Below are 24,392 nucleotides of genomic sequence, written 5' to 3' on the forward strand. Positions count from 1 at the left end.
TTGCTTCACTTTGCTATCACATCCGTTCACTATGACGATAGGGGATATCGGAAAAACGCATGGCATTGAGTCATTCCTCTTTCAAAGCGACAGTACTTGCAATAAAAGAAGGATTCAATAAATTCTCCTTATTATATTCCAATGGTCTATTATTTTCTACCTGCACCACTTGCCCGCCCATGGCCAAAACCACTCCGTGGGCTGCTGCGGTATCCCACTCCATGGTGGGCGCAAAACGGGGATAAACCTGTGCCTTACCTTCTGCAAGCAACATGAATTTCAGGGAACTGCCCATGCTGATGATATCAGCTTCTGGATAATTCTCCATAAAGGACTTGGTTTCCGGGCTTTGGTGGGACAAGCTCACTACCAGGGTTTTTATCTCATCCTCCTCCGGAAAAGTTAATGGTATGGGTTCCTGGCCACCTTCCTGCTTCCATCCACCTTCTTTCCCATTTCCCCAGTACATCCACCCAAGGACCGGTGCATACACCACACCAATTACTGAGCGCCCTTGATGGATCAGTGCGATGTTTACTGTAAATTCACCACTTTTCTTGATAAATTCCTTGGTGCCGTCCAATGGATCCACCATCCAGAAGTAATCCCAATCCTTACGGGTTTCATACGGGATATCCTTTCCTTCCTCCGAAAGCACCAGTATTCCTGTGTCCTTCAGATAAGCCATGATGGCATCATGGCCTGCTTGGTCGGCTTTGGTCAGCGGTGAATCATCCTTTTTGTATTCCACGCCGAAATCAGTAGAACGATAAACGTTCATAATCTCCTTTCCTGCCGACTGAGCTGCAGTGACTGCTATTTTGGTCAGTTCCTCTAAATCAATATGCATAAGTGCAAATGTAGTACGGTTTAATACAAATGGTCCTGAAAATTAATTTAAGGTTATCACAAAATAAGCAAGCCCAACAAACCTACCGTTGATCCTTCAAAATACCTTTTGATCCAGATATAAATTCAAGCCCAACCCAATGGTCAACCTCCTGCTCCTCTAGGCAAATGCCAACTTTACAAAAAGCCTCATATGGCTAATTCACCAATTCAGGTTTGTCCTTCTCCAACTTTTCGAATACTTTTTTCACCTCCTGTGCGCTTTCCTTTTTCAGCACCAGGATCGCATCTTTTGTCTGTACCAAAATGGTATTTTCCAATCCTACAAACTCGGTATGGACATTGCTGCCGATGATCATGTTTCCGTTCTCATCTGGCTGGTAACCATGCTGCTCCATATATTCAAAAACAGATTCGAACGAGCCCATATCCGACCATCCAAACGAGGAGGGCACTACCTTGATCTTTTGGGTGCGCTCCATCACGGCATAATCCACCGAAATGGAAGGGATCTTCATGGACATTTCCTGGTCCAAGAAACCATCCTCTGCTGCTGCCATGGCTTCCTGGGAACGACGGAAAACTTCGGGTTCGTAACGCTCCAGCTCGGAAAGGAATACTTCGGCCTTGAAGCAGAACATGCCTGAGTTCCAAAGAAAATTCCCCTTTTCCAAAAACTGCTCGGCAGTCGCCAGATCCGGTTTTTCCCTGAACCCCTTCACCGATTCGCCATCTGCCTCTATATAGCCAAAGCCGGTCTCCGGCCGGGTAGGTTTTAGTCCAAAGGTCACAATATGATCTTCCTTCGCAAGGGCAATGGCCCTTTCCACACTTTTGGTATAGCTATCGCCCGTAGTGATCAAATGGTCCGACGGGGTGACAAAAAGAATGTCCTCTGGCCTGGAGCGGAAAGCCGCAAAGGCAATGGCCGCCGCCGTATTGCGGGGACAGGCCTCGATCACTTCCATATACCCCTCAATTCCAAGGCCTTTAATATCTTTTCTGGACAGTTCATAATTGGCCTGGTTGCCCACGATCATCAGTTGGTCACACAGCTTTTGGTTCCGCTCCACGGTCTTTTGGAACAGTGTCCGTTCCTCAAAAATTGGCAAATATTGCTTTGGACAGCTTTTCCGTGACAGGGGCCAAAGCCTGCTCCCTACCCCTCCTGACAATACAATATTTATTATTTCCATGGTCAATGATATTCTTTTCTGTTAAAAATACTCAAGATACTGTGGTATTGGTGTCTTTAAAACTATCCCAGTACCACTCACATGCCAATTTCAGCCCCTGCTTTACGGAATATTCAGGATCATACCCCAGCACCATTCTGCCCTTGGTGATGGATGCCAGCGAATGTGGCACATCCCCGGCACGCTGCGGTCCATATTCGAAGGGAATTTGTGCAATGCGCTCCTCATATTTGGCCAGCTCCTGCTTCAGGTAGCCTCCCAGTTCGTTCAGGTTTACCCGCTCCCCGAAAGCCACGTTGAATACTTCCGAGAGGACGGAGTCCTTGTTGAAGGGCTCGCCAATTTGGGCATAGTACTCCGCAAGGTTTGCCTTCAATACCGATGAACCGGTCGCTGCAGCTTTGATATTGGCCTGGATGACATTATCGATATAGGTAAAGTCCCTGGAAAAGGACCCATCGCCATTGATCTTGGGGGATTCTCCTGCTACCAGACAACGCACAAATTTAGGGATGACCGCTGCATAGGCCCCATCAGGGTCCTGTCTCCTGCCAAAGACATTGAAATACCTTAGTCCGATGGTCTCCAGGCCATAGGTGTCGGCAATGTTTTTGGCGAACAGTTCGTCCACATATTTGGTAATGGCATAGGGTGAAAGGGCATTGCCGATGAGGTGTTCCACTTTGGGAAGGCCTGGATGGTCCCCATAGGTAGAGGAACTGGCAGCATATACTACCCGCTTTACACCGGCCTCCTTTGCGGCAAACAGCACCTTGACAAAGCCGCCAATGTTCACATCGGTGGTGGTCATGGGATCGGCGATCGATCGTGGCACGGATCCCAATGCCGCCTGATGGAACACCACCTCACAGCCTTCCACGGCTTGCTGGCATGTCCGGTAATCCCGGATATCGCCTTCTATAAAGGTAAAATTGGCCGATGTAAGGGCTGCTTCCAAGTTTACAAGCTTGCCTGTCGAGAAATTATCAAGGCACACCACCTGGTTTCCGGCCTCCAATAATGCATCGATCAGGTTGGAGCCGATAAAACCGGCCCCGCCCGTGACCAATACCTTTGCTCCGGAGAGCCGATGTGTTGTAGTCGTTTCTTTCATGGTATATCCTTTCCTATTATACTTTTAACCCGGATTATGCACTAGGAATCGTAGTAGCCTGTCCCGAAAAATGTCGGGAAGAACTGAAAGTGCAATAAAATCAACTAGTTTGGAGGTGTGGGCGTAGCACCGCTACGGTTACACCGAAAACCAAAACGTAGCGGCTGATTTTGAAGCAATTTCAGGTCGCAACAGATAGGCTAATGCATACTTCGGGTTTAAGGTAAGCATTATTATATTCCGATACCATAATGGGTAAAGCCCATCTCTGCCAGGTATTTCCGGTCATAGATATTCCTGCCGTCAAAAACCACCTTATTGGTAAGCAGCTTGCCCAGGGCACTCCAGCTTGGCATTCTGAACTGGGACCACTCGGTCACCAACAGCAGTGCGTCTGCGTCCACACAGGCATCATAGGCATCGTCACAATAGGTGATCTTATCACCCACATAGACTTCCTTGGCCTCTTCCATGGCAATGGGATCATAGGCTTTCACCTTGGCTCCCGCCGCACGGAGTTCGTTGATCATCACAATCGCCGGGGCTTCACGCATATCATCTGTATTGGGCTTAAAGCTCAGTCCCCACATGGCGAAGGTCATGCCGCTGAGGTCATCGCCAAAGTGCTTTTTGACCTTTTGTACCAAGCGGTGTTTTTGGTCATCGTTGACCGCTTCCACCGACTGGAGCACGCGCAGGTCATAGCCATAGGTCTTGGCGGTCCTGATGATGGCCTTGACATCTTTTGGAAAGCAGCTGCCGCCATAGCCCACACCAGGGTAAATGAATTTATTACCGATCCTTGGATCCGAGCCGATTCCTGCCCTGACCATATTGGCATCCGCACCTACCAGTTCACAAAGGTTGGCGATGTCGTTCATAAAACTGATCTTGGTGGCCAGCATGGCATTGGCGGTATATTTTGTCATTTCCGCTGAAGGAATATCCATGTAAATGATCCGGTCACCGCTCAACTGGAAAGGTTTATAAAGGCGCTTCATGATCTCCTCGGCCCTTTCGTCCTCTACGCCGATAACGATCCTGTCCGGTTTCAAAAAGTCTTCCACAGCGGCCCCTTCCTTCAAAAATTCCGGATTGGAGGCTACTGCAAAGGGCAGGTCGCTCTTGCGCTTGTCCAAGGCATTCTGAATGGCTTCCTTTACTTTACAGCCTGTTGTGACAGGAACGGTACTTTTGGTGGCCACCACGATATAATCGGACATGGTTTTGCCAATTTCATCGGCCACGGCCAGCACATATTTCAAATCAGCGGATCCATCCTCTCCCGGAGGGGTTCCCACGGCAATAAAGGCCACTTCAGATCCCTGGATGGCCTCACCCAGGTTGGTAGAGAAGGACAACCGGCCGTCTTTATAATTCCTGGTGACGATTTCTTCCAGACCAGGTTCATAAATGGGCATGATCCCGTTTTTAAGCTTATCAATTTTCTTTTGGTCAATGTCCACACAGACTACTTCAATGCCCACATTGGCAAAACAGGCTCCAGAAACCAAGCCTACATATCCAGTTCCTACTACAGTAATTTTCATTTTTCTAGCTGTTATTTGTTAAATAATCGATTGTTATATAGTAAGGTTATGTAAAAATCCATTGTATTGACTTTTTTATGGTCCTCGACGGCCGAAAACAGCACCAGCATCTTCCTATATCAAACCTGGTACCAATTTGCCATAGAACCAACACCCTTTCTTACTGGTCAATCCCCTTTCAGTCCCAGGCTTCTGCCGCCATCAACCTTGAAGTTTTGCCCGGTAATAAATTTACCTTCTTCCCTGGTGAGGTAGGCCACCATTTCGGAGATATCCTCTGGTCGTCCATAGGCATTCATATAATTTGTCTTCTTCAGTTTGGCCATCTGCGCTGGCGTTATCGTTCCCCGTTGGACAATACCCGGCGACACGCAGTTGGCCGTGATGCCCAAGTTCCCCAGTTCCATGGCTATGGACTTGGTAAAGGCAATGATCCCTGCCTTTGCTGCCGCATATTCCGAAAACTTGGCCTTGCCATGCTCTCCAATTACAGAGGTTACCGATATAATGGCCCCACTTTTGGCCTCTACCATCATTTTGGAAGCCTCCCGCGTACAAAGCATCGTCCCCCGGAGATTGACGTGCAATGTATTGTCTATCGTCTCTGTCTCCAGCTCATAAATTGGCCTACTGGCCTGTCTTGCACTTCCGCCGGCGCAATTTACCAAAATATCCAACTGCTGGTAGGTATCTTTCAGCCATTGGTAGAATTCACTGATCTTTTCCTCGCTCGAAATATCAAGTTGCTTCATCACTGCCTGGCCGTCATTAGCCTTGATTTCATCTACCACCCCTTGCATCTTATCATGGCTCATGCCACATACCACCACCATGGCACCGTCGGCGGCGAGCCGACAGCAGATGGCCCTGCCAATGGCCCCGCTTCCTCCTGTCACCACGGCTACTTTTCCTTCCAGCAGTCCTGGTTTGGACACCTGTATAGTATATGGCACGGCAACGGCCATACCACCTGAATTGCCAGGAGCCATGCTCTTTAACTTATTCCTCATTCCTTTTGGGAGCAATCCCTTGATGAAATTTTTCATTTCTTACGTTTTCCCAATATTTTCTTGACAACGATATTATTGATAAAATTCCTTTCCTGTTTTGAAAGCCCAACCAGGTAGACGGCTGCAAGAACAGTGGCACAGGCACTAAGCACCTTGATAATAAAGTTCCCCAGATTCGCCGGTATGGCATAATAGAGGTACCCCGGTATGGGTATGGCCAATAATATGACGACCAAAGAAGGCACCAACACGCCGACCAGAAAATCCCTGAACTTAAATCCTATGGACTTTCTCAGGAACGACACCCTGATAAAACTGATCAATGCGGACAAGAGAATGGCCACTACCAAGGTAGATTCAGGCTCAAATCCCATGGTAAGCATAACATAACTGATCGGCAGGTTCAACAACCCTATTATGCTTAGCGTAATGTGGTAATTTCTTACTTTTCCTGTCGCCGACTGGGCAGTGGCCACTGGATTGGCATAGGATTCGATCAATGCTTTGACCATCACCAGCCTGACGAACACCACAGTATGTTCGGGCACCTCCCCCAGCCAGAGCTTCAGGATAAAAGGTGCTTCGATGAATATCGGCAGCGAGATCAGCAGGATCAGGAAAAAGGACATCTTCACACTGGTGACCAGTAGTTTTTTCATTCCCGTCAGATCACCGGCTGCATATTGCTTGACGATCTGCGGGTTCACCGCCTGGGTAAAGTTCCTGGCAAAGGTCGTTACCACTGTATTGATCTGATTGGATATCCCCTGGGCCGCGTTCACCACTGTTCCGAAGAACATGTTGAGCACCACTGCAATCCCCTGGTTACGGAGCACTACCGAGATACTGCTCAGCATCGTCCATCCGGAGAATCCCAACATTTTTTTATAGAACGCATCATCCTTGCTTACGCCTACCTGGCATTCTTCAAAATTCTTCCTGGAATACCACCGCACGGCCATTCTGACCACAAAGGTGACACAGAAGGTCAGGAACCCGTACAGTATCAGCTTGTCCATCATAAACAGCTGAAGCAGATAGACAATCAACAGTTTCAGTACCACGTCTATCACACTGATGTAGGCAAAGGCGGTCATGCGCTCGTTGGCAATGATGGCCGCATTATAGGGCACATTGACCACGGTCAGCACAAAGGACAGTATGGAAAACTGATAGACCCAGTTGGCGGCCACCATCCTTCCCTCCGGGATGTTCAGCCGGGTATTCAAAAACCAAAGACCTGCCGTTTCTGCCAATACCAATACCACCAGCGCAATAAGGTAATGGATATAAAGGCTGGTACTGAACACCTTTTTCAGGCTGTTGTCATCCTCGGTACCTTGCTCATAATTCAAAAACCGCTGGGTAGCCGAAGCCATTGTGCCGCTCAAGAAGGAAAACATCGTTACCACTCCACCGACTACTGTATTCAGCCCGTAATCACTGACCCCCAGAGTCAGCAATACCACCCTTGCGGTGTAGAGCGAAACGCCCATCGTTATCAGCATCCGAAGATACAGGGACAACGAATTCTTGGCGATCCGCGTATTCTTTGATGACATCTATACCTTACCCTTAATGGTTTTTATTGACAAACTTATCGATCTTCTGGGATACCTTAAGCTTCGCCTTATCAAATTTTGTTTCCCTGTTCAAGCTGCCAAAATACTTTTTGAGGATCCTGATGTCCACCTCTTTTTTGGTAAAGACCTCAAGTACCATTGGTCCCTGTTCATTGGGATCCGACAGCCATTCCACGGCAGTGTTACATTCCTCCTCTGTTCTGACGGCATTATATTTCATGCCCAGGGATTCTACCCACCCCTTGGCAGATGTCTGATGTCCGGCAGAAATATGCTTGGAAAGGACATCGGCAAGTGAATCTTTCAGTGGCAGGTGCATGATGGCACCGCCTTCGTTGTTGAGCAGCAATATTCTCAAATTGGAAGAAAGGTGTCTGTTCCACAAGGCATTCATATCATAGAAAAAGGTCAAATCACCGATCACCAAATACACCGGTTCGTCTGCTGCTGCGGCAAAACCTACCGCTGCGGACATACATCCATCGATACCGTTGACCCCACGGTTACAGTAAGCGTTAATGGATTCATCGGTCACAAATAGATTTGCCATTCTTGCCGAGGCACTGTTGGCTATGTGCAGGGAAGCTCCCTTCGGCATTGATTTCATCAATTGGCCCACTGCATACAGCTCACTGAAGGGCACTTGCGGTTCAATAATCCGTTGTGAGATGGCCTTCAGACTGGCCAGGTAACCAGTACCACCTTGGTAGGACGGGGTGGCCATTTTCCTGAAGAAGAAGCCTTCGTCCATTTCAAATACATCGGTGAGCTTGTGGAAAGGATCGATGATGTCCCCGCTTGGTGCCACGCTCCAGTGCTCACATTTCGGAGAGAACCTTTTGATGTACTTTTTGATATTATTGTTAAAAATATAATTGGCAAATACGGTAACCACCACATCCGGCAGTCGCTTGGCCCCTTCGTCAATGGAAAAGTTCCGTAAGGTGACAAAGGCATTGTCAATGGCATATTCATGACGGCAATTGGAGGTCTTGTCACAAAGTATTGCGCAGTTGTAGCTTTCACAAAAAGCATCCAGTGATCTGCGCAATTGCTCGGACATGGGAGCTGCCTGGCCCCAAATGATCAAGATCCGCTTGTTTTTCAACCGCTCGGCATATTCTCCCCACTGGAGATCCTCGAGGTCTGCCCGCGTACGGGTAATCTTCCTTACTTTGGGCAAGGTTGCCGTACCGAAGGTATCACCTTGGTGTGATTCGATCGGGATGTTCAGGTGGACAGGTCCTGGGCCACGGGAGGTCAATGACAATAGTCCCTCATTGATCACACGGTTACAATACCATTCGTCAAAACCGTTCTTGATCTCTTTTAGCTGGCCTTCAAATTTGACGAAATTCCGGAACACATCATCCTGCTTGAACATCTGCTCCTCCATTTGGTTTAGCAGTTCGGGAAGACGGTCTGCTGTCAGCAGCAGCAAGGGCAAATGCTGGTAAAAGGCCTCGATTACCGCAGAACCGTAGTTGATCGTCGATGTACCAGAGGTACAGGCCACTGCAACAGGTTCATTGGATTGCTGGATCAACCCCAATGCAAAAAATGCCGCACTCCTTTCATCTACCACCGAATACAGCTGAAAAAAGCTGTCCTTTTCCATGGAATGGATAATGGAAAAATGCCTACTTCCCGGCGAAACAACTATTTTCCTTACATTGAATTGTTTTAGGAGAGACAATAATTGAAGAACTAACCTATCATCTGAATACATACTTTCTATTTTTAGATGCCTAATATTTTTTGTTATACTATTTGCTTGGTCGGGAAGGTAAAACAGCATACAACAGCCTAGACTGGTACAAGGTTGCCACCCGTTTTGCTCCAGGTCCTTCTACAGGGAGATCTTTGGGATAACCCGAAAAATGGACCTGGCCTCCTGACGCTTGGTTTCAAAAGATTGATTAAGGTATTCTGGGTTCGTTGCATTTTTTTTAGCATGGCCATCTTCCTTCCTACAAAATCTACCGTTACACCTTTCTCTCCACCAGGTTCCAGGCCATGGATTACCAAACAATAATTCCGGCATATCAAAAATTCCCTCTATTGGACTTTCTCTGGTATTGGCAAGTCCAATATTGCGGAACTCTCCCTCCATTGCATTCTATGTTGGGGAATACCTCATCCTTCGGGTCAACTCACTTCATCTTTACTTCATTTACGCCCTGTTTCATTTGATGTTCTAAAAGTAGGTCATTTTATTTTAAATACAAAAAATTGTTTTTAAAAATTTGATTAATGTATTTCAGATATACAAAAAGCTGTTTCACCTTTTCTTTTCCCAGCCTCACAAGACCGGGGCCCATTTGGGTAAATATGGCCATTTTAGCAGCTGTATATGCCCAAAGGATCGCAAAAAAAGCTTGGTAATGCCCCGATATATTAGCATTTTTGAATTTTTAAACATAAAATCAACATGAATCCAGATAGTAATTGGTACGTCATGTACACCGCCCCAAGAGCTGAGAAAAGGGTGGCACAACGATTGGAGGAAAAAGGAGTGGAAGTCTATCTTCCCATGATCGAGGAGGTTCGGCAATGGAGTGACCGAAAGAAAAAGGTCAAACGCCCACTTTTCAATGGCTATATCTTTGTCCGTTCCGAAAAAAGCAGGCTTTGGGAAGCCTTACAGGTACAAGGAGCGGTCAAATTCGTCAACTTTTCCGGCGACCATGCCGTGGTCAGGGACACTGAAATAGAAGCGATCAGGCGAATTGTGGAAACCGGCGTGGCCGTAGAGGTGGAAACTACCCATATCGACGAAGGCCAGCAGGTAAAGATCGTCGGCGGTCCGCTGCAGGGCTTCGAAGGGGAATGTATCCAGAAGGGCAACCAAGACTTCTTTATCATCCGCGTGCCGAGTATCCATCAAACGGTCATGGTCAATATTCCCATGAAATTCCTAGAAGTGGTCCATTAGATCTACCGGCCTATTGAAATGGGCCATTGCGGATCGAGCAATATGTATGGGGTAAATAAAATTCGTGATTCTTTTTAATCCAAATCCTCCGAAAAGCTGGAAAAAATGTATTTGCGTAAAGCTACCCAATCAGTGGTACCTGTCCCGCCGAGGGGGATTCGTCCCCACTCAAAACCGACTTCGACACTAACTGGTGTTTAGACAGGTAAGCCACGACCTCCCAATTTATCGATTGGTCCATCATTGCCTTTACGACTGAAAGCCAGCCAAAAAAACCATTTCAGGCCTTTCTGGCAAAACTGGAAAGGGATCATTACCGGTCAAAATAATATGGGGTGCTACGCTCGAATAATTTACGGAACCTGTTGCCTGCAAGGGCACTGAACCCACCGATCAAAAATCCCAGCAAAGCTGTTATCAGCATTAGCACCTCTCCCTTGCCCATTCCCATGATGGTGGCCATTTGGTCTGGCAGCTGCGAGGTGGTGTCCACCGTAATCCAATAACACTGTCCCAACCAACCCAGCCCCACTCCGAGCGCCGCAGCAAAAAACACATGGCTGCCCTTTCCCCCTATTGCCGCTCCCATGACGGCCCACACCAACATCATCATCCAATAGGTAAGCCATGGCCCCATCAAAACCGTTGCAATCACGTAAATCAATAGCCAAAGTGTGAATTTCATATCAATCAATGGGGTTTAGGGTGGTGGTAAACAATACATTTGCTGCATCCTGCTTTGACCTTAGGCCAATGTCAATATAATCCCCCTCGGCCCAGGTTTCTAAAAGGTTGTCATAGAACCTGCTCCCGGGATTCCCGGATTGGCCTCCCGGATAGATTCCCTGAGCCTTGATTTCTGGTCCCAGCTCCACTAGCATCCTCCAGCTGGCACCATGCCGTTCACTGGTAGCATTGACGATGCTGCGTCCGCCGCCTGTAAAAATGCCCTCTCTGCTAAAGGCGGTGAAATTGGGCACCAAATGCCGGATGGTGGTGTTCTTGTATGATGCCCAGACCAGGTCTTCGCCCTGATCTGCTTTCATGGCCTGATACTCCAGGGAAGCCTGTTCAAAACTGGTCTGCAGATGGTGTACGACTGTTTCTGTTTGTCCCGTAGTGCCTGGTATGTCAAATATGCTATCGTTTGGCACCTCCCGCATGAGTGAGGTGGTCATAAAATTGTCAGGGTAGACAACAGGCCTGTCCCCTTGGTCCAGCCAGTTCCAAACACTTCCCTTAAAGGCCTCCCACCATAGCCCAAAGGCCACGGGGCCCTTCACATCGGGATCGGCATAGTAGTCCCATTTTTCCAGCACCACCAAAAAGGCCTGCTCTTTGGCATCAAACTTCCTGGAAGTATCCTGTTTCAGCTTTTCCAACATGAGGGGAAGCGCCTCGGAGGCATGCAGGTCGAAATCGTCAAACTGCAAGGCCTTCATATCTTCCAAGGTAATGTTCTCCATTTCCCCTAGCCGGCTGTTGATCCTTCTATTACGATAATCCTCAAAGCTGTTGTCAAAGATATAATAAGGGTAGCTTTCCCCCACCGAATACTGGTTGGCAGAGCTTACAAAGCCCCGCTCCGGATTCAGTGTCGAGGGATTATGCCCAAAAGGGATATAGCCGCTCCACTCAAATGCGGGGTTGTTCCCATCCATGAGGTATTTTCCCTGCTCCGGCCATTTCAGGGGGAACTTCCCCTGTACCTTCATGGCGATATCTCCCTGTGAAGAGGCAAAAGCAAAGTTTTGGGCGGGGGCAGTATAATGGTCAAGTGCAGCGAGGTAGTCATCATGGTTGCGTGCCACATTCAGGTCCAGAAAGGTCTGCTGCTCATTGGAACCCTCATGGGCGGTCCACTTGAGGGCAAAATTCATCTTCTGGCTATTGGGATGGAAACTTTCATCATAGACTACCGGTCCGTAGTGGGTATAAATCACCGTGTCAAGATAGGTCACATCCCCTTTCACGGCAATCTCCTCTACCCGCACCGAACTCTGGATCCATTGGTCATTGTATTGGTACTCCAGCCGGCTGTGGTCCTTAAAGGTGATGGCATACCAGTCCCTGACATCCCGGGTGGCATTGGTCACGCCCCATGCCACTTGCTCATTGAATCCACTGATGACACCAAGCGCCCCGGGAAGGGTTGCCCCTTTCACGGTATATTCCGGTGTACTCAACTGCATGGCATACCATAAACTCGGTAAATTCAAGCCCAGGTGAGGATCATTGGCCAGGATGGGATGTCCACTTTTGGTTTTCTTGCCCGCTACTGCCCAGTTGTTGGATCCTGTGCCGGGCTCCGGGGCAGGCACGGGATCGATGAGCAGGGAAAAATCAGGGTACACCGCACTGTCCGGTTTATGGACAGGCAAGGGGGCAAAATCCCAAACATGGTCCGCTTCGATCACCGGATCATTGCTTGCGGGAATATCGGGAAAGAGCCGGTTGATCATGGACTCGCCCAGGACATGGCGCAAGTTGGTGAATTCGATATCCTTGTCGCCGACCAGCATATCGGCCATATACTTCAATAAAAGCACGGTCTTATAAGGTGTCCATTGTTCGGGCCTGTAGTCCAAAATCTTGTATTCCACAGGTAACCGGGAAAGGCCCAGTTGGTCGATGTACTGGTTGACTCCTTTGGTATAGGCGGTAATCAGCTCCAGGGTAGCCGGTTCCTTCTCCTTAATGTACTGCAGTCCCATTTCGGCACCATAGCCCAGCCCTTTTCTTCGCTGCATCCTGTCAAAGTCCAGTGCGGCACTGCCCACGATTTCTGAAATACGCCCTGCCGCCGCCCTTGTCTGAAATTCCATTTGCCAAAGGCGGTGTTTAGCGGTCACATAGCCTTGGGCCATCATCAGGTCGGCCTTGTTTTCTGCAAAAACATGGGGGATCAGGTTGTTGTCATAGACCACTGTCACGGGTGCCCGAAGCCCTTCCAATGTCAATGTTTCTTTGGCAAGCTCATCCTCACTGTAGGCATTTTGCCAAAAACCGTGATAGGGATCCATCAAATATCCCAAAGGGGGGACTTGGCCGAGATTAACCGAAAGGCCTACTGCCAACACAAGGGAAATGATAAATACAATTAAAAAACCAAAATATTTCATAAAACAGGCTTCAAGGAGGTAATATCAGGGCAACAATTCCCGAATTTAAGCCTTAAAAGTGTATTTTCAATTTATCACAGCGGTAATATTTGTAAATCATCAAATTCACTGTGTTTTTACCTGGTCAAGTGATATTCCCACAAAAAAAGCCCCGGTCTTCCGGAGCTTTCTTTGTGCATCATCACCGAGCATTGCTGCTTCCTATTGGATGGCAATGGGCAAGCGGAGCTTTTCCCAGCGAATGACCATCCCAGGATCTTCCACGGTGATTTCCAGTTGCTCCTGATTTTCGTCCAACCATTCCGGCGTCACCTGTACCCTGAGCACATCATGTTCCTCTTTATACTGGTAATGGCCATGCTCAAGGTCCCATTCGGAATTGAAGATCACCGTCCAGTCACCTTCCTTCATCGGTACGGTAAATATGGAATACTTTCCTGCCGGCAATGGCTTGCCCTCGACGGTCACGTCATCAGAGATTTCCACAAAGGTAGCTTCATTTGCCCCGGTTCGCCATACTTCTCCATAGGATTCCAAATTTCCCCAAATCTGACGTCCGTTTACCGATGGTGCGCCGTATTGGACGGCCAATGTCTTTTCACCGACCTTTCCCTCCGCTTTTTGGAGTGGGCTGGGCCGCTCCTCTTCTTTCATTTCCATCGCCTGGGCCGCCTCTTCCTTGGCCGTTTCTTCTTCATTGTTCCCAGAACCTCCACAACTTGACAGCAACGACGCCATCAAAACGCAACCCACTAAAAGTAAATTGTCAAACTTTTTCATAGAGAATACAATTGTTGATTTAAGACGAATTTATACATTTTTTCCACTATCGCTTATTTTTTGCGCAAATAATTCCACTTCTCCTGCTCTTGGAGCCATTCACCTCCTGTCCCGACTCCTGCACCCATTGCCTTATCCCTCAATGGCTTTCCTCCTTTAGGTCCCAAGACTTCTTTCCGGAATAGCCGTTCACCGATCGGAATAAATCCGATATCCCTACCAAAGCCCCTGCTTACGCACAAGCTAATTGGACTAATTTCATTGATTTTGTTCCTATCTCCTGTAAACTTCTTGATATTCGTTTAATCTTCTGCTATTTTCGCTATCCTTTACTTAATGTATATATGAGGTTTCTGGTATCTGTTGTGTTTTTTGTTTCGGTCGTTTTGTTTTTTGGTGTAAACATCTCACCGGAACAGCTTTCCTATGCCGGGCTGGTACCTGTGCTCATCCCTGTATTTCTCCTGATCAATTTCATATTACTGATCATATTGATCCTGTTGAAAAGAAAACTCCTTGTTCTCCCTATTGTCGCCATACTCCTCGGGTGGCGGTTCATTGGAGTAACCTTAACGTGGAATACTCCTGCTGACGGCGAAGGCCTTTCGGTCATGAGCTATAATGCCCATATGTTCAGTTATGAAAAATACAAGGCCGATGATCCCAAGGTCACTCCAAACATCTACAACTGGATCCGGGAGCAGAATACCGACATCATAGGCATTCAGGAGTTTTACCAGGACAATACCACTCCATCGAGAAATGCCATTAAGCTCATTGGCAAGGAGGGGAATTACCATTGCTCCGCCCATTCAGTCGAAGAGCGTAAAGGGAAGCGCTTTTTTGGCCTGGCCATTTTTTCCAAGTACCCTATCATCAATGAAGGAAAACTGTTTGACAACCGAAAGACCAACGGGGCCATGTTTGTGGACCTCAAAATACAGCGCGACACCATCCGCGTTTACAACGTGCATTTGGAATCGATGAGCATCCCTGCCGACCAACTGGACAATATTGACGGCATCAAGGAAAATTACAGGGAGACCTGGAGAAGACTTAACCGTGGCGTGGTCAGCCGTGCCAGCCAGGTGGATGTATTGGCCGAACATATTAAAAACAGTCCACACCCTTCCATCCTGATGGGGGACTTCAATGATGTTCCCTATAGCTACACCTATTTTACCATCAGGTCGATCTTAAAAAACACTTTTGAAAACGCAGGCAAGGGATTCGGTTTTACCTTTAACAAGGTATTGTTTTTCCTGAGAATCGACAATATCTTTTACCATCCCTCCCTTAGGCCGCTACGCTTCAATACCCTCCGGGAAGTGGATTATTCCGACCACTACCCGATCAAAGCGGTATTTGATATGGATCCGCTTATTGACAGGGTCCCTGCACCATAGCGCCCTCCACCAGGCAGGAAAGTCCTTGCCCTTCTTGGCAATACAAGAAGATGCTTCCCTAACGGATACGACACTACAACAATGGAGAGGCCTTGTCAAAACATACGAGATCAATCAACTGGTCTTTACTGTCCCATAACTTCATAATTGGCCATAAAAGAAGCACAGGATACTGAACCTCCTGTGCTTCCATGCCCTGTCCTTCGGTCCATTACCAGAACAGGCGAAAGGACATTCCCCATTTCCCCATACGGCATTGATGCTCAAGGCCAATTCAGATTGGGAACCATTTCCAAGCAATGAGCAGCAATGGTCAGTAACCCCTGTTTTGCATCATTTCGAAATGGTCATCGATCACCACCTGGGGAATGGGCAGGTAGGTGTTTTTATTGGCATTAAATCCACTGTGGTACAGGTATTCATACTCCTTTTCCCATCTGCGGATGGCCGTAAACGTGCTTCCTTCCCGGGCAAGCTCCTGGAACCATTGCTCCTCAAAGACCTTTCGCAGTCCCTCTGTTTCAATAACGGGAGACTGACCGGACCTGTCTCGGAGCAAGTTGATAATATCCATGGCTTCCAGGGCGTCCTGGCGGGCAAGTCTGCTTTCGGCAAGCATCAGGTGTATCTCTGTCAACCTAATGGGCGCCCAATACTCCCTGCCAAAAAAGTAATCCTGCACATAGGAGTGGTTATAGTTGCGTGCACTCCAAATATTCTCTCTGCTGACTGGATTAAAAAGGGCCAAACCCTGTTCAAGTTGAAACTGTTCACTGCCCAAAATCTCCCTGCACAGGTCGGTGGTTTTCCGGGAGTCCCCTTGTTCCATGCTTATCCGGGCAAGGAGGGTTTTTGCGCCATAACGTGTCATCAGCCCATATCCTTCCATTTGCCGTGGCAGTAACTCTGCCAATTCCCCAAGTTCCTCAACCAGGTAATCAAACATGTCTTCTTTGGGGACCTGATTGGCATACTGCCCTTTTTCCAACATGGGGACATTTCCAAAATATTGGCTTAGCTGCAAATAGACATAGGCTCTCCAGGCCCTGGCCTGGAGGGCTTCCTCAGCTGCTCCGGCCCCGGCATAGGCAATGGTAAAGTCCAGTAAGGTAATGGAATCATAGGCACGTTTCCACACCTGGGCTATGGCCGGATCCTGGGGACCAAAACGAAATCCCAAAATGGAATGGAAAATGGACGGCAGGCCATCGTTGGTTGCCTGGTTCACCATCAGCCCATCGATGATGGCCAGGTCTTTCCAGAACAGTTCAAGGGAGACTTCGCCCAGCATTGCCTGGGCCTCTTCTTTGTCCAGTTCCAAACGGGGGTTGCCATCAGGGTAGCCGATATAGATCTTGGCATCCCAATTATGGCCATTATAATAGCCGAAATATTGTCCGGGCATGGAAATCCGGTCCTGATCATCTATAGTACCGTCCTGGTTCTGGTCTTTCCAGCGAATCCCTCCCAGTTCCATGGATTTTTGGCTGGGATACCTTTGGATCTGGTCCAGGTTACTGAATATTCCTGCGGCCTCCAGGCCCGTAATCCTTTCCCATTCCGGCCGTGAAACCGGGTCGAAGATATTGGATTTTTCCCCATGGACCACTTCCACATAGTGGTAGCGGTTTTCAAGTCCCCTGATGGTACAGTGTCCTTCCTGGTTGGTATAGGATTTCAGGATGTACTCACCGTTAAAATAATCGGATTTGGACCGGTAAACACGCACTTCGGCACCGGAAACGGGCAACCCATCCAAGTTGATCGGGCTCCATTCGGTAGCATCCATTACGGTAATGTTCATGACCGTTTCCCTGATAGGCAAGTTGATATCAAAATCGGTCAGTGGAGAGGGAAGCAGAAAAGCCTGGCTTTTGGGGACCTTTGTGCTAAGGGGAGCGATCACCTGTACACCATTTAGGTAAACCAAATCGTCCTGACGGGAAACCCTTACCTGCTTTCCGCTCAGGGCGGTGAGCAAATGGCCGTCTTCAAGCGAGAACAGGTCCACCTCTCCAGAAATGACATGGTCTTCCACCGAAAAATCAACGCTCACCCGTGAAGATTCTCCTGTTGCAGCCTGTCTGTCTTCTTCCGACTCGGTCTGCTGATCGATCGGAACAATCAAGGTCAGTCCATTTATGACCTGATCATCATCCAACGATAGGGAAGAAAACGATCCGGCAAACTGCTGGATACTGTCCACTTGGGAGAGGTATCCCATCAGGTCTTCGGTGGTCTGCTTGGCCGTCCTGATGTTGTTGTCCGTGGGGGGATCTGTTTCGGTTTCCGTAGAGCAGCCTATCAATATGACCGCAAAGACCAGCATGATGAGCGGCCCTTTCAAATAGAGGAATAAATAGTGTTTCATTTCTTTGGATACTGAGTAAAAAGATAGGTGCGGTCCCATTAGGGAACCATCAACCACAAATTTCGGGGAACTCGGCTTATAAAAAAATACCCTTTTTAGGGGATATTTATCCTTATGTCAATAGCGTCCTAAATAAAAAATGAGAGGTTCTATTTTTTGCCCAAAAAAGTTATTTTGGGTTTGCACCAAAAAACACGAACCTCTCATGTGTAATATTACATTGTTTTCACAGATTATTAAAAAGATAGACCGATCAATTTTCAAGAAATTGGTCAAGGAAAAGCAAACCGATAAGGGCTGCAAGGGATTTGACAGCTGGACGCATCTTGTCTCGATGTTGTTCTGCCATTTTGCCAAGAGCACCTCGGTAAGGGACATTTCCAACGGACTCCGGTCTGCTACCGGGAACCTTAACCATCTTGGTATTGCCAAAGCCCCCTCCAAATCAAGTATCAGCTATCAGAACAAACGAAGGGATTCGGACCTGTTCAGGGACCTTTACTATTCCCTACTGGGAAGTTTAGGACAGCAGGCAGCTGTCAAGAGGTCCAAACTCAGGATCAAGGTCCCCGTTTACCTGCTCGATGCCACGGTGATCAGCCTTTGTCTTTCGGTGTTTGACTGGGCTACTTTCCGTACCAAAAAGGGAGCTGTAAAGATGCACACCCTGCTGGAATATGACGGGAAACTCCCTGTTTACGTGAACATTACCGAGGGGAGTGTCGGGGATAATAAAGGAGCTTACGACATTCCCTTGGAAAAGGGCTCGGTGATCGTCGCCGACCGGTATTACAATGACTTCCCCATGCTCAACGTCTGGGACAGCAAAGGGGTGTTCTTCGTGATCAGGCACAAGGGAAACCTTGCCTTCAGCACCGTCGAAGAACGGGAGCTGCCCGAAACAACCGCCCAACATGTGCTCAAAGACGAAGAAATCGAACTGACCAACCCACAATCCAAAACCAAGTATAAGGGAAGGCTCAGAAGAGTGGCCGTGTGGGATGAGGAAAACCGGCAGACCATTGAACTGATCACCAACAACTTTGCCTGGGCGGCCCAGACCATTGGGGACCTCTACAAATCAAGATGGGAGATTGAGGTGTTTTTTCGGGACATCAAGCAGCTATTGCATATCAAAACCTTTATCGGAACCTCTAAAAATGCAGTAATGATCCAGATATGGACGGCTTTGATCACCATCCTGCTGATCAAAGTCATGAAGGCAACAGCTAAATTCGGCTGGCACCTGTCCAATCTGGTGGCCTTTATCCGGCTCAATATATTCGTGAAAATCGAACTGCAAAAATGGCTTGATAGCCCATTTACGGAACCCGAAAAACCACCCCTGAAAATAGTACAGGGGGATCTGTTTGCTCAAACTCCTTAATATGTCCCCAATTTGCTTTCAAATACAGACTAAAGGGTAAATCAAAAATTATTTAGGACAGCATTGTCCTTATGTTATTTGAGGAACAGTCCAAAATCCTTATTTTGTTCGACAAATTTGTGTATCAACAGATAATAATGGAAAAACTAATTCTTGATGAGGCCAGGCAAATCTGGAGGGAAATTGCCCAGCACAAAGCCCCTGGAAAGCTGGAACTGGAGGTAGACTTATACAAAAAGCTCATCAACTTCTTTCAGGTCGGCGACTATTACTATATGGTCTTCAATCCACCTGAAATGACCATTGAATTCACCAGTGAATCCATTGCCGATATCCTGGGTTATCCACCGGAGGATTTCACCCTGGAACTACTTACAACCATCATTCATCCGGATGACCTTCCCCATTTCATCAACTTCGAGGCTACCGTCACCCAATTCTGGGGAAAACTATCCCCTGATAAGGTCTTCAAATACAAAAGCCGCTACGATTACCGGGTAAAAAAGGCAAACGGAAAATATATCAGGATACTACAACAGATCATCACCATCCAAAGCGATGAACAGGGAGCTGTGTTAAGGACCTTTGTGGTACATACCGATATCAGCCATTTGAAAAAGGACCATAAAATGGTCCTGTCCTTTATCGGCTTGGAGGGAGAACCCTCCTATTTGGATGTCCGGCCTATCGAAAAACTAAAACCCGCCAAAACCGTACTTACCAAAAGGGAAATGGAGGTCCTCGGATTGTTGGCACAAAACCACCGTTCCAAGACCATCGCCCAGCTGCTGTGTATCAGCAAGGAGACCGTTTCCAGCCACCGGAAAAACATGCTGAGAAAAACCGGCACCCATACCGTGCTCCAACTTGTCACCCATGCCCTTGAAAGAGGCTGGATTTAACCCACAGCACATCCCTGAACTTCCCGCCCTTTGGGAAAAAAGAAAATGAACACACAGCGCTTGACTGAATAGCCTCCTCCTTCCGTTTCTTGGCTCACTGACCTTCCTTAGGAGTATTTTTCGGCAATTCCCTAGAAGTTCTCCATGCATAATTCCTGAAAGCTCCTCCAGAAAACGGTCTCCGGTTTTTGAAGTAAGATTAGCGGCAACTGCTCTTTGGGATGTTTCAGGGCAATGACCTCTAATTTAACATGTTGTCTGTCGGTTTCCTGACAGGCATAAAAATGATGCAGGGAAAAGGCGAACACTCCTGCTCTTTGGCTCGAACCATCCATTCCATTGATCAGGCTCAGTTCAATTTTGGGGGGTCCACAGGCATTACTAATGGTACGATAGCACTTGGGGATTTCCCTTAGCAAAGATTGTTTGGGCCCGACCAGGATGGTACTGAGCAATTTGAGGTCCTTTTTCTCCTCTCCAACAGGGAAATGGCCCTTTCTATCTTTAAAACCCTGCAACAGCGCCTGGTACAACATTAATTCACTGTTGGAGCTAGATACTGACATGAATGATTTATTAGTAGGGTGAATGACTGTTTTTTGGAATGACGGACAGGTGACACCGACATCCAGGATTATTAAACCTTTATCCATCATCATCTTCATCAACCTTCTCGACAAAGCGAGGCCAGTATCCGGGCAAGCACAAGCCTACTGGGTGCCTGATTGCCAATCCTTTGGCTAAGTCGGTGAATTCAACAATCGTGCCTAAAAAAGCCTAACGGGGGCGATGGGTGAAACGCCCTTTACAGACCTGAAGTGGTTTTGGCAAGTTGGATGATCCAATATTATCCCAAAGCAAACTTAAGCCCTTTGGGTGAGCGGGGCTTTCCGATGGGCTACAACTGCGTGGTGAGGTGGTTTTGGCGGCTCACCTCGGCCACGCGCTGCAAGGAATCAAAGGAAATCAGGATTTCTACTGCTGTGGTCAGGGGAACTAGATACCGGTAGGTACTGTCCAGACCGTTTGGGACCACCTCATCGGGGCTTCCCATTACCCGAATGGTCTCCATTTTATCCGTGCCCACGTGGATATCATATGATTTGGCAACGTTCCTCCACTCCACTTGCCGCTTTAGGTGATAGCATTTCCAGGCAATGGCAAGAACAACCGCACATAGTATTCCCAGCGGTAAGGGGGCAATTTTTATCATAAACAAGGTTGATTATCGTTTAAACAAAAAAACTCCAGGTGTGAGGGAATTGTTTAAAATTGTTATAAAAAATAACTGCAGGCCAGCAATCACGGTAAAACTTTCCCTATAACCTGTTCTTGGCTGCCTCTGGCAGCATTTCTTTTCCCCCATTCTTTCTCACGCCCGGTTTTTATCCAGATACTGCCCAAGCTTTGATAAGTGGTTTAGGTGTTTTTTAGTTTTTCTTTTACTTTTGAGAAAATTTATAACTATGAGATTAATACGTTCAACCGCTTTATTGGCTTTCGGTTTATGCTGTACGATAGGCCTGAAAGCCCAGACTACCCGCTGGCAGCAGGCCGTAAACTATGAAATGGACGTCGAAATGGACGTCGACAAGCACCAGTATGAAGGCCGCCAAACCCTTGAATACACCAACAATTCACCGGACACCCTCACCCGGGTCTTTTACCACCTATATTTCAATGCCTTCCAGCCCAATTCCATGATGGACGTGCGGTCACGGACCATTGCAGATCCGGACAGACGGGTACAGGACAGGATTGCAAACCTCAGCCCTGAGGAGATCGGCTACCTTAAAGTCAACCGACTCAAGATGAATGGCAAAAAAGTGGACTATGAGCATGTAGGCACCATATTGGAAGTATCATTGGAAGAGCCTATCCTGCCGAACAGCACGGTAGAATTCTCCATGGACTTCGAAGGACAGGTACCATTGCAGATCAGGCGTTCAGGCCGTGACAGCAAGGAGGGCGTACGCTATTCCATGTCCCAGTGGTATCCCAAAATGGCCAATTATGACGACCAAGGCTGGCATGCCAACCCCTATGTGGGCAGGGAATTTTATGGCATTTGGGGTGATTTTGACGTAAAGATCACCATCGATAAAGCCTACATCCTTGGAGGCACCGGCTACCTGCAAAATCCCGAAGAAATCGGTTATGGCTATCAAGAAGAAGGCCAGAAGGTGAAAAGACCAAGGGGCAAAAAACTCACTTGGCACTTCAAAGCACCTCAGGTGCATGATTTCATGTGGGCCGGCGATCCGAAATACACCCACGACAAAATCCAAATGGACAATGGCATCACCATCCACCACTTGTACATCAAAAACAGCAAAACGGCCGGTAACTGGGAGAAGCTCAAGGAGTATTCCCCAAAATCCATGGCCTTTTTGAGCGAACATTTTGGTGAGTACCCCTATAAGCAATATTCTATCATCCAGGGCGGTGATGGCGGCATGGAGTATCCCATGGCCACCCTCATTACCGGAGAGCGTTCCCTGCCTAGCCTGGTCGGAGTAACCGTCCACGAAATGGCCCACAGTTGGTTCCAAGGGGTATTGGCCAGCAATGAAGCCCTTTATCCATGGATGGACGAAGGCTTTACCACCTATGCCACCAACCTTACCATGGCCAATATCTTCTCCGAAGAGCCTTCTGATTTCCCACAACGGGGCGCCTATGCGGGCTATGAAAGATTGGCAAAATCCGGTAAAGAGGAGCCGATGACTACCCACTCTGACCATTACCACACCAACTATGCCTACGGTTCTGCAGCCTATTCCAAAGGTGCGGTCTTTATCGCCCAGTTGGGTTATATCATTGGGGAAGAAAACAGGGACCGGGCCATGCTGAACTACTTCAACCACTGGAAGTTCAAGCATCCCAAGACCAATGATATCATCCGTGAAATGGAAAGACAAAGTGGCCTTGAACTTGATTGGTACAAGGAATACTGGGTAAACAGCACCAAATCCATTGATTATGCCGTAAAATCCGTAGAAGCTGCGGGTGACGGTACCAAGATCACCTTGCAGCGTGACGGTCTGATGCCCATGCCTGTCGACCTGGTGATCACCTATCAGGACGGCAGCCAGGAAATGGTTTACCTTCCCCTGGTCATCCAGCGGGGAAGCAAACCTGAAGAAGCAGGCATGCCTAAACGTATCCTGACCCAACGCTGGCCATGGACAAACATCACCAAAGAAATCACGATCGAAAAGCCATTTTCCAGTATCAAAAAAGTGGAAATCGATCCAAGCCTGAGAATGGCCGATATTGATCGGGAAAACAATACGTTCTCCACCGAAACCAAAGAGGAATAATCACGACCGATTACAAAAGGCAAGCAGAAATGCTTGCCTTTTTTCATTTCCATCCGCAGTTGTCATCCATCCATTTTATCCGCCTTGATCTGGAAACCGAACTGGTCCAACCATGAAATCCATTTATTTGCATTGAAGGTCGCTCTCGCAAGTTCAAAAAGTTGGAAGATTGATCCATTTTAAACCCAAAATATCCCTTAACCTATCTACGCCGCGGCGCACAAGTGTTGCGGCCTGAAACTGGGTCAAGTGAAAAAGTTGGGGAGGGGGTTAGACTTGATTCCGATAGCACGCAGATGGCGCTTGTTAATAAGATTTTTGCTGATTTTTTTTTATACTTGAGCACGCATTCCTATTGCTAAATTAGATTCTATATGATTTACTATTATGGGTAAACTGAGCGCTAGCGGGCTATGGAGATCGAAGCATCGCGTGGACGGATGAATTTGGGTGCCCATGCTCCTGATGCAGTCGATAATCATATGTTTTCCTTGCCCATGGTCAGTACCTACGGCACTGTTAGGATGCTGTATCCAATTTCTGTTAACAAGCTAATGCTCCTAACGGAGCATCCCTGCGGACACTTCTGTCGGGTAAAATAGTGAGAAGGGAGTCCTGGCCAATGCCACTAGGCATTTAAGCCTGGTAAAATCAGGTTGCCTCCAGGGGGCTTTGTGCCGTAGGAACAAAACTATTCCCCTGATCTATCCGCACAAGTGGGACAGTCCTGTGAATAATTTACCCACAGTATTCCATATAGAACCAAAAATTAAAGAGAAATATGCCTACCATAGCCACCTAGAAATCTCTCATCCCACAGAAAAATTGCTTGGTCCCTGAAACTGCTTCAACATTAGCCGCTGG

19 protein-coding genes are annotated in these 24,392 nt (G+C 47.7%); 5 read left to right on the plus strand and 14 right to left on the minus strand.

Going from position 1 to position 24,392, the window contains the following annotated elements; translation table 11 throughout:
* Positions 1–70: 70 nt before the first annotated feature.
* The 7 genes from cysQ to menD form a co-directional block, all read right to left on the minus strand.
* On the minus strand, positions 71–850 hold the full coding sequence (gene cysQ / locus FKX85_RS20355; protein ID WP_210416883.1) for a 3'(2'),5'-bisphosphate nucleotidase CysQ: 780 nt from the start codon (positions 848–850) through the stop codon (positions 71–73).
* A gap of 196 nt (positions 851–1,046) precedes the next feature.
* Positions 1,047–2,045: a mannose-1-phosphate guanylyltransferase gene (locus FKX85_RS20360; RefSeq protein ID WP_141616470.1), complete on the minus strand. Its 999-nt coding sequence runs from the start codon at positions 2,043–2,045 to the stop codon at positions 1,047–1,049.
* 31 nt (positions 2,046–2,076) lie between these two features.
* Positions 2,077–3,159 (minus strand): SDR family oxidoreductase, encoded by a 1,083-nt coding sequence (locus FKX85_RS20365; protein ID WP_141616471.1) that lies wholly within the window; start codon positions 3,157–3,159, stop codon positions 2,077–2,079.
* A gap of 233 nt (positions 3,160–3,392) precedes the next feature.
* Positions 3,393–4,709, minus strand: coding sequence for a UDP-glucose dehydrogenase family protein (locus FKX85_RS20370; RefSeq protein WP_141616472.1), 1,317 nt, complete (start codon positions 4,707–4,709; stop codon positions 3,393–3,395).
* 167 nt (positions 4,710–4,876) lie between these two features.
* On the minus strand, positions 4,877–5,755 hold the full coding sequence (locus FKX85_RS20375; RefSeq protein WP_141616473.1) for an SDR family NAD(P)-dependent oxidoreductase: 879 nt from the start codon (positions 5,753–5,755) through the stop codon (positions 4,877–4,879).
* The gene (locus FKX85_RS20380; RefSeq protein WP_141616474.1) at positions 5,752–7,281 is read right to left on the minus strand and encodes a lipopolysaccharide biosynthesis protein; all 1,530 of its coding nucleotides are present in this window, start codon (positions 7,279–7,281) and stop codon (positions 5,752–5,754) included. The genes FKX85_RS20375 and FKX85_RS20380 overlap by 4 nt, the downstream gene beginning before the upstream one ends.
* A gap of 13 nt (positions 7,282–7,294) precedes the next feature.
* Positions 7,295–9,031 (minus strand): 2-succinyl-5-enolpyruvyl-6-hydroxy-3-cyclohexene-1-carboxylic-acid synthase, encoded by a 1,737-nt coding sequence (gene menD, locus FKX85_RS20385; protein WP_141616475.1) that lies wholly within the window; start codon positions 9,029–9,031, stop codon positions 7,295–7,297.
* 702 nt (positions 9,032–9,733) lie between these two features.
* Here menD and FKX85_RS20390 point away from each other — a divergent pair.
* On the plus strand, positions 9,734–10,237 hold the full coding sequence (locus FKX85_RS20390) for a UpxY family transcription antiterminator (RefSeq protein WP_141616476.1): 504 nt from the start codon (positions 9,734–9,736) through the stop codon (positions 10,235–10,237).
* A 313-nt stretch (positions 10,238–10,550) separates the two neighbouring features.
* On the opposite strand, the gene FKX85_RS20395 is transcribed toward FKX85_RS20390, so the two are convergent.
* The 4 genes from FKX85_RS20395 to FKX85_RS20410 form a co-directional block, all read right to left on the minus strand.
* The gene (locus tag FKX85_RS20395) at positions 10,551–10,922 is read right to left on the minus strand and encodes a hypothetical protein (protein WP_141616477.1); all 372 of its coding nucleotides are present in this window, start codon (positions 10,920–10,922) and stop codon (positions 10,551–10,553) included.
* A 1-nt stretch (position 10,923) separates the two neighbouring features.
* Complete coding sequence (locus FKX85_RS20400; RefSeq protein ID WP_141616478.1) at positions 10,924–13,359, minus strand: penicillin acylase family protein; 2,436 nt, start codon at positions 13,357–13,359, stop codon at positions 10,924–10,926.
* Between the two features lie 201 nt (positions 13,360–13,560).
* Positions 13,561–14,139, minus strand: a complete 579-nt coding sequence (locus tag FKX85_RS20405) for a DUF2911 domain-containing protein (protein ID WP_141616479.1) — start codon at positions 14,137–14,139, stop codon at positions 13,561–13,563.
* 53 nt (positions 14,140–14,192) lie between these two features.
* Positions 14,193–14,381 (minus strand): hypothetical protein, encoded by a 189-nt coding sequence (locus FKX85_RS20410; RefSeq protein ID WP_141616480.1) that lies wholly within the window; start codon positions 14,379–14,381, stop codon positions 14,193–14,195.
* Positions 14,382–14,483: 102 nt separating this feature from the next.
* On the opposite strand from FKX85_RS20410, the gene FKX85_RS20415 reads away from it, so the two are divergent.
* A complete protein-coding gene (locus FKX85_RS20415; RefSeq protein WP_141616481.1) occupies positions 14,484–15,545 on the plus strand; it encodes an endonuclease/exonuclease/phosphatase family protein in 1,062 nt (353 codons plus the stop codon).
* 313 nt (positions 15,546–15,858) lie between these two features.
* Here FKX85_RS20415 and FKX85_RS20420 read toward each other — a convergent pair whose 3' ends face one another.
* Positions 15,859–17,916 carry a RagB/SusD family nutrient uptake outer membrane protein gene (locus FKX85_RS20420; RefSeq protein ID WP_168196306.1) on the minus strand — a complete coding sequence of 686 codons (2,058 nt, stop codon included), beginning with the start codon at positions 17,914–17,916 and terminating at the stop codon, positions 15,859–15,861.
* A gap of 205 nt (positions 17,917–18,121) precedes the next feature.
* Between FKX85_RS20420 and FKX85_RS20425 the strand changes: the two genes are divergently transcribed.
* Together FKX85_RS20425 and FKX85_RS20430 are read left to right on the plus strand one after the other, a co-directional pair.
* Positions 18,122–19,303 (plus strand): IS4 family transposase, encoded by a 1,182-nt coding sequence (locus FKX85_RS20425; RefSeq protein WP_141613384.1) that lies wholly within the window; start codon positions 18,122–18,124, stop codon positions 19,301–19,303.
* Between the two features lie 137 nt (positions 19,304–19,440).
* Positions 19,441–20,205 carry a LuxR C-terminal-related transcriptional regulator gene (locus FKX85_RS20430; protein ID WP_168196307.1) on the plus strand — a complete coding sequence of 255 codons (765 nt, stop codon included), beginning with the start codon at positions 19,441–19,443 and terminating at the stop codon, positions 20,203–20,205.
* A gap of 131 nt (positions 20,206–20,336) precedes the next feature.
* On the opposite strand, the gene FKX85_RS20435 is transcribed toward FKX85_RS20430, so the two are convergent.
* Positions 20,337–20,771 carry a hypothetical protein gene (locus FKX85_RS20435; RefSeq protein ID WP_141616484.1) on the minus strand — a complete coding sequence of 145 codons (435 nt, stop codon included), beginning with the start codon at positions 20,769–20,771 and terminating at the stop codon, positions 20,337–20,339.
* 332 nt (positions 20,772–21,103) lie between these two features.
* Positions 21,104–21,418, minus strand: coding sequence for a hypothetical protein (locus FKX85_RS20440; protein WP_141616485.1), 315 nt, complete (start codon positions 21,416–21,418; stop codon positions 21,104–21,106).
* A 253-nt stretch (positions 21,419–21,671) separates the two neighbouring features.
* On the opposite strand from FKX85_RS20440, the gene FKX85_RS20445 reads away from it, so the two are divergent.
* Entirely contained in the window at positions 21,672–23,528 is a 1,857-nt protein-coding gene (locus tag FKX85_RS20445; RefSeq protein WP_141616486.1) for a M1 family metallopeptidase, read from the plus strand.
* Positions 23,529–24,392: the final 864 nt, after the last annotated feature.

Origin of the sequence: Echinicola soli, from assembly GCF_006575665.1 — a bacterium.
Lineage (GTDB): Bacteria > Bacteroidota > Bacteroidia > Cytophagales > Cyclobacteriaceae > Echinicola > Echinicola soli.